Here is a 16,640-nt window from a genome sequence, read left to right as displayed (position 1 = left end):
CGGATCCGTCCCCCTCACAGGATGCTGCGTCTGTGCCAGTCTGAAGCCCATGAACCGCAATCCGCATCTGAACGAGCTGGGTGAGTTCCTCAAGGCGCGCCGTGCCGAGCTCACCCCCTCCGATGTCGGTCTCCGCGGCGGGCCACGGCGGCGTGTGAAGGGGCTGCGCCGTGAGGAAGTGGCACTCCTCGCCGCGATCAGCACCGAGTACTACACCCGGATCGAACAGGGCCGGCTCCAGGCATCGGCTCCCCTCCTCGACGAGATCGCCCAGGCCCTGAGACTGAACGACGCCCAGCGCACCTATCTCTTCGACCTCGCGGCGAAGGAGAGGGTACGTCCGTCCGCGTACCGGGAGCGCCAGCAGGTCGACCCGCAGCTGCAGCGCATGCTGGACGATCTCAGCGCCTCCCCGGCCTTCGTCATCGGCCGGTGCACCGACATCCTCGGCTGGAACCAGCTCGCCGCCGCCCTGTGGACCGACTTCGGCCGCTACCCCGTACAGGAGCGTGTGTTCGTCCGGCTGCTGTTCACCGAACCCTGGATGCGCGAGCTGTACGTCGACTGGGAGGAGGTCACCCGGCTGGCCATCGCCCAACTGCGCATGGAGAGCGCGCGCTACCCCGACGACCAGCCCCTGACCGCGCTGGTCGAGGAACTCTCCGCCCAGGACGCGCAGTTCCGGCAGTGGTGGACCGAACACGACGTCGCGATGCGGGGCAAGGGCGTCAAGAAGCTGCGGCACCCGGTGGTGGGCGAGCTGACCCTCGACTGGAACACGCTGACCTGCGGCACGGACCCCGACCAGCACATCATCGTGTGGAACGCCGAACCCGGCAGCGCCTCCCACGACGGGCTGCGCCTCCTCGCCTCCTGGGCCGCCGACCAGAAGCCGACGGCGTCCGACGCGGCGACCTGAACGCCCCTCGGGGGGAAGGACGCGTCCCCCCTGTAGCCGTATCCCCGCCAGGATTCCTCCCCTTTTCCGGGCCTGCGCGAGACGGAAAGGTCGGACACCTCAGCGACCGTGGGTCAGACAACGAGGTGTTTCGCATGAAGGCTGTAGGTTTCACGGAATTCGGTGGGCCGGAGGTGCTTCAGGTTCTTGAGCTGCCTGCCCCGGATGCCGGTCCGGGCGAGGTGCGCGTCCGGGTGCGCGCCGCGACCGTCAACGCGGTCGACGCCCTCCAGCGCAGGGGACCCGCCCGCTCTCCGGACGCCCGGCCGCCGTTCGTGCCCGGCATGGAAGCGGCCGGCGTCGTGGACCAGATCGGCGCGGACACGGACACGGACCTGCGCGTCGGTGACCAGGTGACCGCGATCGTGCTCGCCGACGGCTCCCACGGCGCCTACGCCGAGCAGGTCGTCGTCCCGGCACAGTCCGTGGTGCGCGCACCCCAGGGCGCGAGCGACGTGCAGGCCGCGACCCTGCCGATGAACGGTCTGACCGCGCGCCTGGCGCTCGACACCCTCGGCCTGGAGGCAGGGCAGACCGTCGCCGTCACCGGGGCAGCCGGCGCGGTGGGCGGTTACGCCGTCCAGCTGGCCAAGGCGGACGGGCTGCGGGTGGTGGCCGACGCGTCGGAGCAGGACGAGACCCTGGTCAAGGGGTTCGGCGCCGACATCGTCCTGCGCCGCGGCGCCGAATACCCGGACCGGGTCCGCGCGGAGGTCCCGGAAGGCGTCGACGGACTCCTCGACGCCGCCTCGCTCGGCGCGCTCGCCGCCCGGGCGGTGCGTGACAAGGGCCGGGTGGTCACGCTCCTCGGCTACGACGGTCCCGGTGAGCGGGGCATCGTCTACGAGCCGATCGTCGTGTTCCGCTACGCCCGGGAACACGCCAGGCTCGACCGGCTGCGGCAGCAGGCGGAGGACGGCCGGATCACCCTCCGGGTCGCCAGGACGTTCCCGGCGGAACAGGCCGCCGAGGCACACCGGGTCCTCGCGGCGGGTGGTGTCCGGGGCCGGCTGGTCCTGACGTTCTGACACGGGCCACGAGCGGGCGCCGTATGGGCGCGGCTCGGTGACCACACCGGGCCCCGCCCGTCCTCGGGCGCCTCCCCGGACGGCTCAGGCTGCCGTATCGTCCGCGGGCTGTACCGGATCCGCGGTCCACGACGCCAGGAACAGCAGCCCGTCGTGCGACGGGGTTCCCGGTTCGGCGGTGGCGATCAGCAGCTTCTGCGCGGGGTCGGCGGCGCAGGTCAGACTGTCCCAGTCCAGGGTGAGGTCACCGACGAGAGGGTGGCGCAGCCGCTTCGTGCCCATCCGCAGGCCGTTCATCTGACGGCCCGCCCACCACTGCCGGAAGTCGGCGTCGGCGACCGACAACTCGCCTACGAGCGCGGTGAGTCCGGGGTCACCGGGGTACCGGGCTGCCTCCAGACGCAGCTGGGCCACGCAGGTCCGGGCGTTGGTCCGCCAGTCGAGGCAGAGCTCCCGGAAGGCCGGATCGGTGAACATCAGCCGCGCGTAGTTGCGCTTCTTCGCGGGGACCCTGCCGAAGTCGGTGAGCAGAGCGACCGCCAGCGGGTTCCAGGCGAGGATGTCCAGGTGCCGGCCGACGACGAGTGCGGGGCTCGTGGTCAGCTCGTCCAGAAGGCGTCTGAGCTGCGGGTGGGCCCTCTGCGCCGGCCGACGGCGCGGTTCACGGGCGCCTCCCGCCGCCAGCTCGAACAGGTGGTCGCGCTGGGCGTCATCGAGACGCAGGGCGCGGGCGAGCCCGGCGAGCACCGTCCTCGGCACGGCGGCGCGCCCCTGTTCCAGCCGCGTGTAGGAGTGGGTGCTGATCCCCACGAGGTGGGCGACCTCCTCACGGCGCAGCCCGGGCACGCGACGGAGCGTCCCGGACTCGGGCAGACCGACGGCGCGCGGGCCGAGTCGGCCCCGGCACTCCTTCAGGAATTCTCCCAGTTCCGGCAAACGCGCTTCGGTGTACATAGCAGCGAGTGTCACAGTATTCAGTCGAAATGTAAGGGGGAGGTTTTTCTCCCCGGGTCAGCCGGCCTGACCGACCGGAGATTCGCCCGGCCGACTGCTGGTGGCCCGCGAGGCGAGGGCGCGCAGTCCGTCGTACGACGGGCTGCCCGGTTCCGCCGTCCAGACGACGAGTTCCTGGTCGGGATCGCTGCCGCAGACGAGGGTGTCCCAGTCCAGGACGAGTTCGCCCACGAGCGGGTGGTGGAACCGCTTGACGCCCTGCCGGCGCGGCGGCACACGACGGCTCCCCCACCACTGGCCGAAGTCCCGGTCCTCCACGGAGAGTTCGCCGACCAGGCTGATCAACTGCGGATCCTCGGGATATTCGGCGGCCGTCATGCGCAGATGGGACACACAGTCACGGGCGACGGCCCGCCAGTCCGCGTAGAGCGTCCGCATGGCGGGATCGGTGAAGAGGATGCGGACGCAGTTGCGCCTGTTTTCCGGCACCTTCGCGAAATCGGTGAACAGGGCGGCGGCGAGCGGATTCCACGCCAGGATGTCCATACGGCGGCCGAGCACCATACCGGGACTCGCGGTGAGATCGTCGAGCAGGCGGCGCAGCTGCGGGTGCGCCGTCTGCGCGGCCGGCCGGCGGTGCCGGGCCCGTGGCCGGCCGCCCAGCTCGAACAGGTGGTCGCGCTGGTGGTCGGACAGGTGCAGGACATGGGCGAGCGTGGCCAGCACCGATGCCGACGGCTGGATGCGGCCCTGCTCCAGCCGTGTGTAGTGGTCGGTGCTGATGGTGGCGAGCAGGGCGACTTCCTCCCTGCGCAGGCCGGGCACCCGGCGGCCGCCGGTGTCGGGCAGACCGACGGTGCGCGGGGTCAATTCGGCCCTCCGCGCCTTGAGGAATTCTCCCAGCTCATTCGGATGCCCGTCGCCGGTCATGACGCCAGTGTGGCATCACCCGGCCACCGGGAGGGGGGTAAGGATTTCTCCCCTGGATAAGCAGTTACCCGCATGGAATTCTCCCCTTTGCGGGTTTCCGGGAAAGTGACAGAGTCGGTGACGTGCCGGGATACCGGGATGATGAGCGACCTCTGGAATCCGGAATTCCCCCGGTGACCCGCGCACTCCCCCCACCCGAATCCACGCCAGGAGCACCCCACCTCATGTCCGAACGGAAGAAGTTCGCCCCGCCGGCCATCCAGGAGTTCGCCCCCAAGCTCGCGGAGGTGACCGACACCGTCCTGTTCGCCTGGAGAACGGTGTCACCAAGGACGAACTGATCGAGGTCATCACCCATCTGGCGTTCTACGCCGGATGGCCCAACGCCATGACCGCGATGACGCAGCTCAAGGAGATCGTGGAGAAGGCGGAGCGGTCGGGCTGACGCCTGAGGGACGCGCCCGCCCCTGACGGCACGACAGACACGGATACAGCCGGGAAGACACCATGCGAGCAACCATCATTCACGCGCCGGGCGACATCCGGGTGGAGAACGCCCCCGAGCCGGCCATCACGGAGCCGACGGACGCGATCGTCCGCACCGTCGCCGCCTGTGTCTGCGGCTCCGACCTGTGGAGCTACCGGGGCGTCCTGCCGGTCGCCGGACCGTGGGCGATCGGTCACGAGTACGTCGGTGTCATCGAGGAGGTCGGCAGCGAGGTCTCGACCATCAGGCCGGGGCAGTTCGTCATCGGTTCCTTCGTGGCCTCCGACAACACCTGCCCCAACTGCCAAGCCGGGTACCAGACTTCCTGCCTGCACGCGCAGCAGGTGAACGGCGCCCAGTCCGAGTACGTCCGCATCCCGCTCGCCGACGGCACGCTGGTCGCCACCCCCGAGCAGCCGGACGAGGCGCTGATCCCGAGCCTGCTCACCCTGTCCGACGTCATGGGCACCGGCTGGTACGCCGCCAGGGCGGCCGAGGTCAGGCTCGGTTCCACGGCCGTGGTCGTCGGTGACGGCGCGGTCGGCCTGTCCGGTGTCATCGCCGCGAAGGAGCTGGGCGCCGAGCGCATCATCGCCATGAGCCGGCACGCGTCCCGGCAGAAGCTGGCCCTGGAGTTCGGCGCCACCGACATCGTCAGCGAACGGGGCGAGGAAGGCGTCGCCCGCGTCAGGGAGCTGACGGGCGGCGTCGGCGCCGACTCGGTCCTGGAGTGCGTCGGCTCGCAGGAGTCGATGCACCAGGGCCTGCAGTGCGCGCGCCCGGGCGGCAACGTCGGTTTCGTCGGCTTCCCGCACGACACGCGGATCGGCGGGCAGGAGCTCTTCTTCTCCCACGTCGGCCTGCGCGGCGGCCTCGCCCCGGTGCGCTCCTACCTTCCCGACCTGATCGGCCGCGTCTTCGACGGCCGTATCGACCCGGGCAGGGTCTTCGACCTCACCCTGCCCCTGGACGAGGTGGCCGAGGGCTACAGGGCCATGGACGAGCGGCGCGCCATCAAGACGCTGCTGCGCCCGTGACATTCCAGCGGCCTTGACGCGTCGCACCCCCACCGGACCACGAGGACGGGAACACACCGATGACGCACTGGACGGGCGAGGAGCTCGACCGTATCGCCGGGGCCGACGAACTGGAGATGGCCCCGCTCCGGCCTGACGGCACCCTGCGCGCACCGGTGCCGATCTGGGTGGTCCGTGACGGCGACGACCTGTACGTCCGCTCCTTCCGGGGTGAGCGCGGCGGCTGGTGGCGCACCGCCGTCGCGACCCATGGGGGCCATGTCCGCTCCGGCGGCGTCGACAAGGACGTCACCTTCGCCGAGGTGCCGGACCCCGGCACCAACGACCGCATAGACACGGCGTACCGGAGCAAGTACGGCCGTTTCGGCGGCGCGTACGTCGATCCCATGGTGGCGGCAGGCTCCACGACACTGCGGCTGCTGCCCAGATGACCAGGAAGATCCCCGCCCGACGCGCTGTGCCGTCATCGCCGGCCGGCCCCGCACCGGAGTAAGTGTCATGCTCGGTCTCGAACTCGTCGTAGTCCTGGGTGCGGCCGTGCTGGCGGGGAACTTCCTGGGTCAGCGCTACCGTGTCGCACCGCCTGTCGTGCTGCTGGTCCTCGGCGCCCTCATCGGCCTCGTCCCGGCCGTCCGCCAGACCCAACTCCCGCCCGAAGTGGTGCTGTTGCTCTTCCTTCCCGTCCTGCTGTACTGGGAGAGCCTGACGACATCGATGCGGGAGATCCGCTCGAATCTGCGCGGCATCGTCCTGCTCAGCACGGTCCTGGTGATCCTCACCGCGGGGGCGGTGGCGGTCGCGGGCCACGCACTGGGACTGCCGTGGGGGCCGGCCTGGGCCCTGGGCGCGGCCGTGGCGCCCACCGACGCGACAGCGGTGAGCGCGCTGGCGGGGTCCCTGCCGCGCCGTCAGATCACGGTCCTGCGTGCGGAAAGCCTCGTCAACGACGGTACCGCGCTGGTGATCTACGGCCTCGCGGTCGGTATCACCGTGGGCGAGGAGCACCTCACCCTCCCGCATGTGGGCGCGCTGTTCCTGCTCGCGTACGGCGGCGGGGCCGCGGTCGGTGTCGCGGTCGCCCGGGTCAACATGAACCTGAGGCGCCGGCTGGACGATCCCCTGCTCGGCAACCTCGTCATGATCCTGGCGCCGTTCACGGCGTATCTGCTGGCCGAGTTGATCCACGCCTCGGGTGTTCTCGCGGTCGTGGTGAGCGGCCTGATCATGGCCCAGGTGGCGCCCAGCCTCATCCGGGCCGAGCACCGCCGCCAGGCGCTGGCCTTCTGGCCGCTGGCCACATTCATCATCAACGGCGCGCTGTTCGTCCTGGTGGGAGTGGAACTTCAGTACGCGCTGCGGCACTTGAGCCGGTCCGACCTCCGGGACGCCCTGATCGCGATCGGGGTGGTCAGCGTGGTCCTCGTCGCGGTCCGGTTCGCGTTCCTGTTCTCCTCCGCCTATCTGATTCGCGCGATCGACCGGCGCCCCGAGCAGCGCGAGCGGAGAATGAGCGACCGGGCGCGCGTGGTCAGCGGGCTGGCCGGCTTTCGGGGCGCGGTGTCGCTGGCGGTGGCACTGTCCGTGCCCGAGACCCTCGACTCGGGTGCGCCGTTCCCCGGCCGGGCGTTCATCGTCTTCGTCACCTCCGGCGTCATCGTGGTGACCCTCGTGGTGCAGGGGCTGCTGCTGCCCGGTGTGGTGCGCTGGGCCCGGCTGCCCCGCGACACCTCCGTGGACGAGGAGCAGATCCTCGCCGAGACCACGGCGACCGAGGAGGCCATCAAGGCGCTGCCCCGGCTCACGGCCGAACTGGGCACCACCCCCAAGGTCGCGGAGTGGCTGCGGCAGGAGTACGAGGCCAACCTGGCGACGGTACGGGCCCGGGGCGCGGGCACCGACGACGATCCCGCCCTGCTCCACAACCGCCACTACACCGACCTCCGGCTCGCCCTCATCGCCACGAAGCGCGCGACCGTCGTCCGGCTGAGGGACGAGGCGCAGATCGACGACACCGTGCTCCGCCGGCTCCAGGCGGCCCTGGACGCCGAAGAAGTGCGGCTGGCCGGAGGCGAGCAGGTGGAGTAGAGGAGGCGACCGCCTCGCCCCCCATGTCCCGTTCCCAGCCCAGGAGAAGGAAGCCCGGCGCCATGACCTCCGGCCTCATCGACGTCCACGCCCACCACCTGCCCGACTTCTACGTCGAGCAGGCGACCGCGGCGGGCCACGCCCGTCCCGACGGCATGGGCGGCTGGCCGTCGTGGTCCGTGGGCGACCATCTGGAGCCGATGGACCGCAACGGCATCGACACCGCGATGCTCTCCCTGTCCTCCCCCGGCGTGCACTTCGGCGACGACAAGGCGGCCCGTCTCCTCGCCCGGCGCGTCAACGAGTACACCGCCGAACTGGCACGCGAGCACCGCGCCCGCTTCGGCACGTTCGTGTCGCTTCCGCTGCCGGACGTGGACGGCGCGTTGGAGGAGATCCTGCACCCCACCTCACCGGCTGTCCTGACCCGCGAATCTCCGGGTGATCGTCCCGCACTGCGGCGGCGCGATCCCGGTCCTGGCCGACCGCGTCGGCGAGTTCATGCGGCTCTTCGTACCTGCACAGGAGGCGCCGCCGCACGACGCCGTGCGGCAACCGGGGTCCCTGTACTACGACATGGCGGGTACGGCCTTCCCACGCCAGGTTCCCGCGCTGCTGAACGTCGTCGACCCCGACCGCGTGCTCTTCGGCAGCGACTACTGCTGGACGCCGGCGCCACTCGCGGACGCCCACATCACGGCGATCGACGCCGCCGCCCCTCCGGCCGAAGGCACCACATGGCGTTCGCTCACCACGGCCAACGCCCTGCGTCTGTTCCCGCGGATTCCGCCGCGCTGACATCCTGAAGGAGGAAGCATGCACACGCGCACCCTCGGACGCGACCTACGGGTCTCCGCCGTCGGCCTCGGCGCCATGGGCATGTCCCAGAGCTACGGCCCCAACCCCGGTGACCGCGGCGACATGATCGCCGTGCTGCGCGCGGCCGTCGATCTGGGGGTCACGTTCTTCGACACCGCGGAGGTGTACGGCCCCTACGTCAACGAGGAACTCGTCGGAGAGGCCCTGGCCCCGGTGCGCGACCAGGTGGTCATCGCCACCAAGTTCGGATTCCGCATCGAGAACGGCGCGGCCGTCGGGCTGAACAGCCGTCCCGAGCAGATCCGCTCAGTGGCGAACGCCTCGCTCGAACGGCTCGGGGTCGAGCGGCTCGACCTGTTCTACCAGCATCGCGTCGACCCCGAGGTGCCCGTCGAGGACGTCGCGGGCACGGTGGGCGAACTCGTCCAGGAGGGCAAGGTCCGCTGCTTCGGACTGTCGGAGGCCAGTGCGCGGACCATCCGGCGCGCCCACGCGGTCCACCCGGTGACGGCGGTGCAGAGCGAGTACTCGCTGTGGACCCGGGACCCCGAGCCGGAGGTCCTGCCGACGTGTGCGGCACTCGGCATCGGATTCGTGCCCTTCAGCCCGCTCGGCAAGGGGTTCCTGACGGGGGCGGTGGACGCCTCGACATCGTTCGCGGCCGACGACGTCCGCACCACCATCCCGCGCTTCACGGCCGAGAACCGGGCGGCGAACCGGGCCCTCGTCGCGCACATCACCGCCCTCGCGCAGGCCAGGGACGCCACACCGGGTCAGGTGGCCCTCGCCTGGCTGCTCGCCCGGCATCCCTCGATCGTGCCGATCCCCGGAACCCGGCGTACCTCGCGCATCGAGGAGAACACCGGCGCCACGCGTGTCCCGCTCTCCGCCGACGACCTGTCGGACCTCGACGAACTCGCGGGACGCATCGGGGTCCAGGGGGACCGCTACAACGAACACCACATGTCTCTGCTGGACAGGTAGCGGATCAGCGGTCGGCCCCCGTCGAGGGCGCCCTTCGTGTGCGGCAGGGCGCCCCCGGCCCATGGCCACAGGAGCACCTTGCCCCGGGGACAGTGGATCAGGGCGCTGACCAGCCTCTTCGCAGATGGATCAAGAGTGGGCGACTCTGACGGGGCTCTGTTTCGATCTCGGTCGAGCTGCGATGGGGACGCCTGCCTCCGCTCGGTGCCGGTCGTATGAGGGCCTCCAGGACGGCAATCCTGGGGACTCTGCCGGCGTCGACGGAGGTCGGTTCCGGATGCCGTCCGGCCCGATTTGAATCTAGGTTCTGATGTCTTGGGCCGGGACGATAGTGGCATCCGGCTGGACCGCGGGATCGACTTCGTCACCGGTTGATTGTGTCGGTGGGAAGCAGCAACGGGTGACGGTGAGTTCCGGAACACCCCATCAGCACGGCGGATCCAACCGGGACCAGCACCTCGCGTGCACGTGATGAACGAACCGGAGCCATCTGCCTGTTCGGCGTTGGCAGGAGCCTGGGCCTGGCCGTGCCGCGTACTGCACACTGTTTTCCACATGATCGGGGTCCGACGGTCGGGGGACGGCAATGCTGGACGTGGCACTGAAACTGGTCAACGACAATCCCGACAGCGCCGCCGCCATCGGTGAAGCGGATCTGGCCGGGATACGTCATCAGCTCAACACGGAGCCCGAGTTGCGCGGTCGCGTGCGTCTCGTGCGCAAGGCGCCTGAAAACGAGCAGATGGGGGCGGGGATCGGGTTGCTCACCGTCGCCATCGGCAGCAGCGGTGCTGTCACTGCTCTCGTCCGCTCGCTCCCGGCGCTCCTCAAAGCCCGGCGGGCTGCGGCCACGGTGGAACTCTCACTCCCCGACGGCCGAAGCGTGAAGATCACCGCGGACTCCGCCGGTGACGCTCAGTCTCTCCTGGACACCGCGTTGCGGAACCAACAGCAGCCGTGACCCTCCGGCTGCCCGACCCTCGGGGCTCCCGTGCGGTCCTGATCGGCACCTCCCGGTATGACAGCAGCGACCTGCCCGACCTCCTCGCAGTGCGCAACAACCTGGAGGTCCTTCAGGAGTTGCTCACCTCGGACTCCTTCGGCGGTTTCCCGCTCCAGCGGTGCACCGTTGTCCAGGACGCCGCAGATCCCCGCTCGGTCTGCGCCGCGGTCCGCGAGGCCGCTCTGACCGCCACCGATGCGCTGCTGGTCTACTTCTCCGGCCACGGCGTCCTCAACGAGAACCTGGACGAGCTCCACCTCGCGCTGACCGGCACGGACGAGAGCGACCTGAGGTGGACGTCCATACCGTTCCAGGCGATCAGGGAGATCTTCGAGGCTTCGCCTTGTCCCAACAAGATACTGATCCTGGACTGCTGCAACAGCGGCCAGGCCCTGGACCCGCTGATGGGGGTCCAGACCAGACCGCGCGACACGCTGCGTATCCGGGGCACGCACATCCTGACGTCCTCGGCACGCGACTTCCCCTCGTACGCGCCTGTCGGCGAGCGCTACACCGCCTTCAGCGGCGAACTCATCCGCCTGCTCCGCGACGGACTGCCGGACAAGCCGGAACTGCTGACACTCAGTGAGGTATACGGACCTCTGTCCCAGGCTCTGGATCAACGCGGCTACCCGGTACCGCGTCAACAGGGCTCGGACGGGTACAACCAACTCGGCCTGGTCCGCAACAGAGCCGCCATCGTGCAAGCCGGAGCCGCGGGCCAGCCGGCGCCGAATGACGACGCCGAAACCGCCGACGAAACTGCAGTCGGCGAAATCCGTTTCAGACCGAGCCGCATATTTCATCGGATCCGCGTGTGGGGCATCGGACTCCCTGCCTCTCTTGCTTTGCTGGAGGCCGCGTACTCGACCGGGGCCATGAAGGACAAGACCCTCGATCTGACCAAACCTACCCAGGTGATCGCGATGCTGGCAGTCGTAAGCATCGTCGCGGTGGGCTCGGCCCTGGGAAAGAAGTATCCGGGTGACTATTCGCTGGTGCTGAGCCCAGACGGCGTGGAGGTGCAGTACTCGGGCTCAGAGCACTTCTCCTATCCCTGGCACCGGATCAGCCGGTGCTGGGTACGGCGGAGACCGGCGACCCGGCTGCGCGGCCCGCGGTACGACCTGATGGTCCGGCCCATGCCGGGAGTCTTCCCGCAGATGGCGAGCCGGACCACGCCAGGTCCTCATCAGGAGGATGCCGAAGACACCCTCCGCTTCGCGGAACTGCGCAGGCTCACAACAAGCCCGTCGGCCGTCGAGGCCGCACTTGCCCAGTATGCAGGGACAGCATGGACTCCCAGCGCGGAGATCGCAGTACAGCAGGCTCCGAGCCCTGAGCCACAGCAAGTGTTCACCTCTGACCGCCGTGTCTTCGCAGCCGTGGCGCTGGTCGGCGCAGTCCTGGGGTTCAACTTCCTGCGCGCCGCATTCGCCCGGCCCATGGACGTGACAGCGCTGGCCATGTGCGCGCTGGCCCTCGGCACGACCTGGTTCGCCGCATCTCGACTCATCCGGCCGGTAAGGCTGGTGATCGGCGCGGCCGGGCTGACTCTGACACGTGGTGAGCTGGAGATCGCATACGCCTGGACGGAGATCGAACGGATCGGAGTGGTCAACTGGCCACGCGGCGCCCGCCTTTTCGGGCTGCTGGCGATCCAGCCCACCGGGAGCGTCGAGGGCATGGCGGACCGCACGAACATGCTGCTGCCGAAGCTGGCGCCCAAAGCCCTGACCCTGTGCCTGCTTCAGGAAGTCACGCTTGCCCCGCAGCGGCTCAGGGACGCCCTGGCGCGGTACGCGGACAGGGAGCAGCTCGCTCTGCCGGACGAAGCATGGCTGCGCACGTCGGCCCAGGCACCAGCACCGCCCAGGACCGGCGCCACGTTCCGCGGCCGACAGCCGATGGAGTTCTCCGCGCTGATCGGCTTTGCGCTGTTCATCCCGTTCATGATCGGCTTAAATGTGGCCGGGCCGAAGGCCACAGGATGGGCCTACGACCTCACAGACCTGCTGCTGGCTCCGCTCTTCTGCGTCGGTCTTCCTGCGTATTTCCTGACCGGCAGACAGCATGTGCACTTCCATGTGGGCCCGTCGGGCATCACGCTCAGCGCGCTCGGAAGGCGCTGGTTGCACATTCCATGGGGGGACGTGGACCGCATCGGTATGGTGGTGTGCCCCGACCCGCAGGAGCACGCCCTGATCCTGTGGCCGCGTCCCGACACCACCGTGCCCAGGTTCCTGTGGCTGCCTTTCCAACGGCGGTACGGCGGCCTGTGCATCCTGACCCTGGAGAAATACCGGATCAAGGCCCCTCCCGAACAAGTGAACCAGGCCATCGCGCACTACGCAGGCCGGCGACACTCCCGTATGGCGACACTGCGTTATACAGCCCCGAAGAAGAAATGACGCTGCGTCATCTTGCCGAAGCCGGGTGGGCGCCGACATCACGTGACCGCTCCGGCACGGACGCGTACGCAGTCTGGGCATGATCAGCCAGCCGAGTACGAGGCAGCACCCTACGCTGACTCAAGACCCTTGGCCGACGGATCACCGGCCGGCAAAGCACCGGCAGGAAAGTCGGGACGGTTCACTTCCACGAGACCCATGTATGTGGTGCGCCCCCATTGGGCCGTGCAGTCGACCGACATGCCATACGGCAGGAGGCGTTCCTCGAGCCGTACCATCCTGGCCTGCAACGCTCTGCGACTCATCGGTCCCTCTGCCGAGCCGAGCATCAGACACAGGTCGTGACAGCACCACGGCCGTGACGTGAAACAAAGGAGGTCGAAAAGGACCTGCTGGGAGCGATGTTGGGGACGGAGAAGGGCGTACTCCCACGCATCCGCCATTACCCGCTGCCGTGCGGGCTGCCTCATGTCCAGCCACCGGCGTTCCGCGGCGATTCTGCTGCCAAGCTCTTTGGGGGACGTGTTGCGGGGAACGACGTTGGCGGCCCCCGCCGACAGGAGTTCCGAGGGCTCTGTGTGGTCGGGTACGAGCACAATCACGGAGGAAATGTTGCTGAGCACCCGCACGCGTTCTTCGAGGCCTTCGCTCCAGCGGTGACTCGGGACGTCCAGGACGGCGAGCGGAGTGCCGGCCTCGTGCTGCAGCAGGGCGCTGTAAGCGTGTTCGGAGCCCCACGCGTGGCTCAAAGGAGGCATTACATGCTGACTGCGCAGGGCACGGAGCAGGGGTGCCGTCTCCTCTCGCGCGAGCGAGAAAATGACGCTCACGGGGTAGGTGACGTTCTCCTCGGTCGAGGGTGAGCGAGTGGCTGTGTCGCGGATTTCAGCGGTGAGCATGAAAGTGCCTCTGCCAGCCACGTCTCGTAGGGATTCGAGAAGGAGCGTTTTCACAGGCAGAGTGCTCCACCTTGGCCGTACAGCCCGCCAATGGGGCAACCGCACCCGAGGGGGCAGGCGTACCCGTTCTTTCCCGCATCGCCTTCTTGCCTCCGTCCGACATTGACCTGGGTTCGGTGCTCTACGCGCGACCGGGAACTGCACGCTTCACGCGGCAGGAGCCATGACAGGGAACCCACGCATCCGCGCCGCGCCGTTGCAGGAGCGTCGCCCGGCTCTTGAGAGGTACGCAGCGACCGAACGCGCACCACCGTAGGGCGCTGGGCGTTGCGCTGCGGCTGGCGAAGTCCCGACCGGGCACGAACGGGAGCAATGCTTTCCCTTTCGTGCCCGCCCGGTCATCCGCCCTGTGACTCTCGGCACAGCAAATACCACCGCCCGTAGCAGAGCTTGGTGTTCTCCTGCGGGTGCCATAGCACGGCTGTCCACAAGGGCTGAAGAATGATCCGGAAATGCCTCTACGGCCTCGCCGCGCTCTGCTGCTCCACGCCCGTGGTCGTGATGCGCGCCGCCTGCGCCGACAGGCCCGGGGCCGGTACGAACGGGAAGCCTTGTGGGCCTTTCGGTGCCTGACTCGCTCAACGAGCAGCTTTGAACCACGAGCCCGCTCCTACAGTCGCCCTTGCCGCCATCCAGGGGGCAGCAGTTTTCAGCGCACGCCTCTCGGGTGCTGTTACCGCCCCCGTGCGTGCCTGTATCTCCCAACACTCCTCAGGAGAACGCGATGAACATGCCCGACGAGTTCTCCGACCGTGAACGGGGCACAAGCTGGGCGCCGTCATCGTTCGGGACATCTGGCAGTACCCGATACCGGGTGCAGTCCGTGCCAAGTGCTTCCGCGTTGATCAACCCGCCAGGCGTGCGAGGCATCGCATGGGACCGGCTCCGGTTATGGCGCGACTACGCAGACCGGTATCGCGAAGCGATCGCCATCGTGGGAGGGTCGGCGGTGGCCCAGTCTTCGGCACGAGCCGGCAGTATCCGCAGCAACGATGTCGGCGTGCTCGCCGACCTGGCGGCTGTCCATCTGTATCTGACGAGTGAGCGGCGAAACCTCGACGAGGCACTGTCCGAGGGGGCCGTGGATGGACTCCTGTCTCTCGCCCGGTGCGTCGCATCGGGACTGCGTCGGCTTCCTGCCTTCCGTGGTCCTGCGACCGTACGCACAAGCACGGTCGGACCTGTGGCGGACTGGTATCGCGAGAACCGGTTCGTCACGGAGCAGGCTTTCTGGACCGCTTCAGCATCGGCAGCTGCGCTGGATGAGACCGGACCCGGTTTCGTCGTATGGTCGCTGACCGCCCGTCTCACCAAGGCCGTTGACCCGTCTGCCCCGGATCAATTGATCTTCCTTCCTGGCACTCGGTTCAAAGTACTGCGGGTGATGGACGGGCTACGGCCGTTGGTGCTGCTCCGCGAAATGGTCCCGTCAGAGCCGGAGTCCGAAGGCCATGCGAACGACGCCGACGGGCAGGAACCCACGTGGCTGGACGCGAGCACGTTGGAAGAGCTTGAAAGGAGGACGTCCGGCCCTCAGACGGCGAGCCCGTCCCAAACGCCGGAGTCTTCCACCATCGCCGGTCCATGGAACCGACCTCTCGGACTGATCGTCAAGCCAGGGCTCGACAGACACCCGGCCCACTGAAACAACGCCTTCGTAGCCAGGAGAGGGCGCATCAACGTGTGGATGGACATGGACGAGCGAACGACATCCCCGGACGACGAGATGGAACCGGAGGAGTCGAAGGAGGCCTTGCGGGCCGCACTCCTGAACGCATGGACGGCGGGGTTGCCGGAAGCGGACAGCCAACAGTGTTTCCGCAGCGTCTGGTTCAAAGGGTCTGAAGAACTGCGGATCTGACGTCGCTCCTGTTGTTACGCCGCCGCGAGGCCGCGATCATCGTCCGCGGCGAGCGCGGCCGGCTGCGCAGGGAACAATGGCCACCGATCGCCTCCGGCTTTCTCGCCACCAGCGCGCTGACCCTCCACTTGTCGTGGCCCAAGCCGCATACACCGCCCCGAGCGCGCGGGCACGCGCCTCTCTGAGCACGCCGCTGTACTCGACGCTCAGCTCATTCGTCTGCGCCGTGAAACTGCTGCTCGTCTGCCACCTGGCTCGCTGAACTTCGTACTCGGCCGGCTGTCCGCGACGACCATGAGCGTCGTCCTCCTGCTGGAGATACCCATCGCCGCCGTCGGCGCACGGTGGCTGATCGGAGAGCAGATCGCCCCGGGGCGGCGGCCCAGCCGGGGAGGCCGGGTGAGCGCAACACCCACCTGGTAGCTGATCGTGGTATTCACAACATCGTGGTCGAGTTGCGGCGCCTGCCGGGCGAACTCCCGCACGATGGATGGCGAGATGACACCCGACAACAATCCCATGGCCAACCGGTCCGCCTCCCGGCCCACCCTCCGCACCCGCCGTACGACACTCGTTGTGACCGCGAGCGACAAGGCAGATGCCGAATCGGCTTCAGGACGGAGCGGATAGGCATTGGCAGAGCCGTCCGCGCCCGAGCCACCATGGACGGACGTCCACACAACGTCAGCCTTATGTCATATACACACCATTGGCCGTGAACCGACGGACATCGGAAACACTCCGCCACACGGGCACCCGACTGTCCAACTTACGGAAGCCGGTCCGCGTCGCGGCATCGGCCCCGTATCCGGCCTGGGGGCCGATGCGCCCACGAAAGGAACCATCATGGGATCACGTCGGCACCGGACCAGAGCCACGTCGTGCACCGAGCACCCTCCGAGCACCGTGGAATGCAACAGCGCGGCATCGCGCTCGTCTCTTCCGGTCCGCCCCCGCACATCATGAGCAGCAGATTCGAGCGCGCTGTCGTGGAGGCAGCGGCGTTGCGCGACACCCTGGAACGTCTCGACGCCGATGCCGTGGCCCAGCGAATGCAACACGAACTTCGCCGATCACCTGAATACGTGAGCTTTGCGCGCGACTTCGAGCCCTCCGTTCTTCAC

General features: G+C 68.7%; 16 protein-coding genes. 13 read left to right on the top strand and 3 right to left on the bottom strand.

The window, feature by feature from the left end:
* Positions 1-49: 49 nt before the first annotated feature.
* Positions 50-919 carry a helix-turn-helix transcriptional regulator gene (locus ABZT17_RS08495; RefSeq protein WP_356345360.1) on the top strand — a complete coding sequence of 290 codons (870 nt, stop codon included), beginning with the start codon at positions 50-52 and terminating at the stop codon, positions 917-919.
* Between the two features lie 134 nt (positions 920-1,053).
* The gene (locus tag ABZT17_RS08490; RefSeq protein ID WP_356345357.1) at positions 1,054-1,986 is read left to right on the top strand and encodes an NADP-dependent oxidoreductase; all 933 of its coding nucleotides are present in this window, start codon (positions 1,054-1,056) and stop codon (positions 1,984-1,986) included.
* A gap of 84 nt (positions 1,987-2,070) precedes the next feature.
* Here the strand turns inward: ABZT17_RS08490 and ABZT17_RS08485 are convergent, their stop codons facing one another.
* Positions 2,071-2,940 (bottom strand): helix-turn-helix transcriptional regulator, encoded by an 870-nt coding sequence (locus tag ABZT17_RS08485; RefSeq protein ID WP_356345355.1) that lies wholly within the window; start codon positions 2,938-2,940, stop codon positions 2,071-2,073.
* 57 nt (positions 2,941-2,997) lie between these two features.
* Positions 2,998-3,870 (bottom strand): helix-turn-helix transcriptional regulator, encoded by an 873-nt coding sequence (locus ABZT17_RS08480; RefSeq protein ID WP_356345352.1) that lies wholly within the window; start codon positions 3,868-3,870, stop codon positions 2,998-3,000.
* 310 nt (positions 3,871-4,180) lie between these two features.
* On the opposite strand from ABZT17_RS08480, the gene ABZT17_RS08475 reads away from it, so the two are divergent.
* The 8 genes from ABZT17_RS08475 to ABZT17_RS08440 all read left to right on the top strand — a co-directional run bounded on the left by ABZT17_RS08475 (position 4,181) and on the right by ABZT17_RS08440 (position 12,696).
* Positions 4,181-4,315: a carboxymuconolactone decarboxylase family protein gene (locus ABZT17_RS08475; protein WP_356345495.1), complete on the top strand. Its 135-nt coding sequence runs from the start codon at positions 4,181-4,183 to the stop codon at positions 4,313-4,315.
* Positions 4,316-4,377: 62 nt separating this feature from the next.
* On the top strand, positions 4,378-5,394 hold the full coding sequence (locus tag ABZT17_RS08470) for a zinc-dependent alcohol dehydrogenase family protein (protein ID WP_356345350.1): 1,017 nt from the start codon (positions 4,378-4,380) through the stop codon (positions 5,392-5,394).
* Between the two features lie 59 nt (positions 5,395-5,453).
* Complete coding sequence (locus ABZT17_RS08465; protein ID WP_356345348.1) at positions 5,454-5,825, top strand: DUF2255 family protein; 372 nt, start codon at positions 5,454-5,456, stop codon at positions 5,823-5,825.
* A 67-nt stretch (positions 5,826-5,892) separates the two neighbouring features.
* Positions 5,893-7,479, top strand: coding sequence for a Na+/H+ antiporter (locus ABZT17_RS08460; protein ID WP_356345345.1), 1,587 nt, complete (start codon positions 5,893-5,895; stop codon positions 7,477-7,479).
* Positions 7,480-7,920: 441 nt separating this feature from the next.
* Positions 7,921-8,277: an amidohydrolase family protein gene (locus ABZT17_RS08455; protein WP_356345343.1), complete on the top strand. Its 357-nt coding sequence runs from the start codon at positions 7,921-7,923 to the stop codon at positions 8,275-8,277.
* Positions 8,278-8,295: 18 nt separating this feature from the next.
* Positions 8,296-9,282 (top strand): aldo/keto reductase, encoded by a 987-nt coding sequence (locus ABZT17_RS08450; protein ID WP_356345341.1) that lies wholly within the window; start codon positions 8,296-8,298, stop codon positions 9,280-9,282.
* A 586-nt stretch (positions 9,283-9,868) separates the two neighbouring features.
* Positions 9,869-10,243, top strand: coding sequence for a hypothetical protein (locus ABZT17_RS08445; RefSeq protein WP_356345339.1), 375 nt, complete (start codon positions 9,869-9,871; stop codon positions 10,241-10,243).
* Positions 10,240-12,696 carry a caspase family protein gene (locus tag ABZT17_RS08440; RefSeq protein WP_356345337.1) on the top strand — a complete coding sequence of 819 codons (2,457 nt, stop codon included), beginning with the start codon at positions 10,240-10,242 and terminating at the stop codon, positions 12,694-12,696. Before ABZT17_RS08445 ends, ABZT17_RS08440 begins: the two co-directional genes overlap by 4 nt.
* Positions 12,697-12,806: 110 nt before the next feature.
* On the opposite strand, the gene ABZT17_RS08435 is transcribed toward ABZT17_RS08440, so the two are convergent.
* Positions 12,807-13,595: a hypothetical protein gene (locus ABZT17_RS08435; RefSeq protein WP_356345335.1), complete on the bottom strand. Its 789-nt coding sequence runs from the start codon at positions 13,593-13,595 to the stop codon at positions 12,807-12,809.
* A 784-nt stretch (positions 13,596-14,379) separates the two neighbouring features.
* On the opposite strand from ABZT17_RS08435, the gene ABZT17_RS08430 reads away from it, so the two are divergent.
* From ABZT17_RS08430 to ABZT17_RS08420, 3 genes are all read left to right on the top strand, one after another.
* Positions 14,380-15,300, top strand: a complete 921-nt coding sequence (locus ABZT17_RS08430) for a hypothetical protein (protein ID WP_356345333.1) — start codon at positions 14,380-14,382, stop codon at positions 15,298-15,300.
* 42 nt (positions 15,301-15,342) lie between these two features.
* Positions 15,343-15,516 carry a hypothetical protein gene (locus tag ABZT17_RS08425; RefSeq protein ID WP_356345330.1) on the top strand — a complete coding sequence of 58 codons (174 nt, stop codon included), beginning with the start codon at positions 15,343-15,345 and terminating at the stop codon, positions 15,514-15,516.
* A gap of 294 nt (positions 15,517-15,810) precedes the next feature.
* Positions 15,811-15,939: a hypothetical protein gene (locus ABZT17_RS08420; protein ID WP_356345329.1), complete on the top strand. Its 129-nt coding sequence runs from the start codon at positions 15,811-15,813 to the stop codon at positions 15,937-15,939.
* The last annotated feature ends 701 nt before the right edge of the window (positions 15,940-16,640 follow it).

This window comes from Streptomyces sp. NPDC005648 (genome assembly GCF_040605395.1).
GTDB lineage: Bacteria > Actinomycetota > Actinomycetes > Streptomycetales > Streptomycetaceae > Streptomyces.
This window is presented reverse-complemented; position numbering and strand designations above follow the sequence as displayed.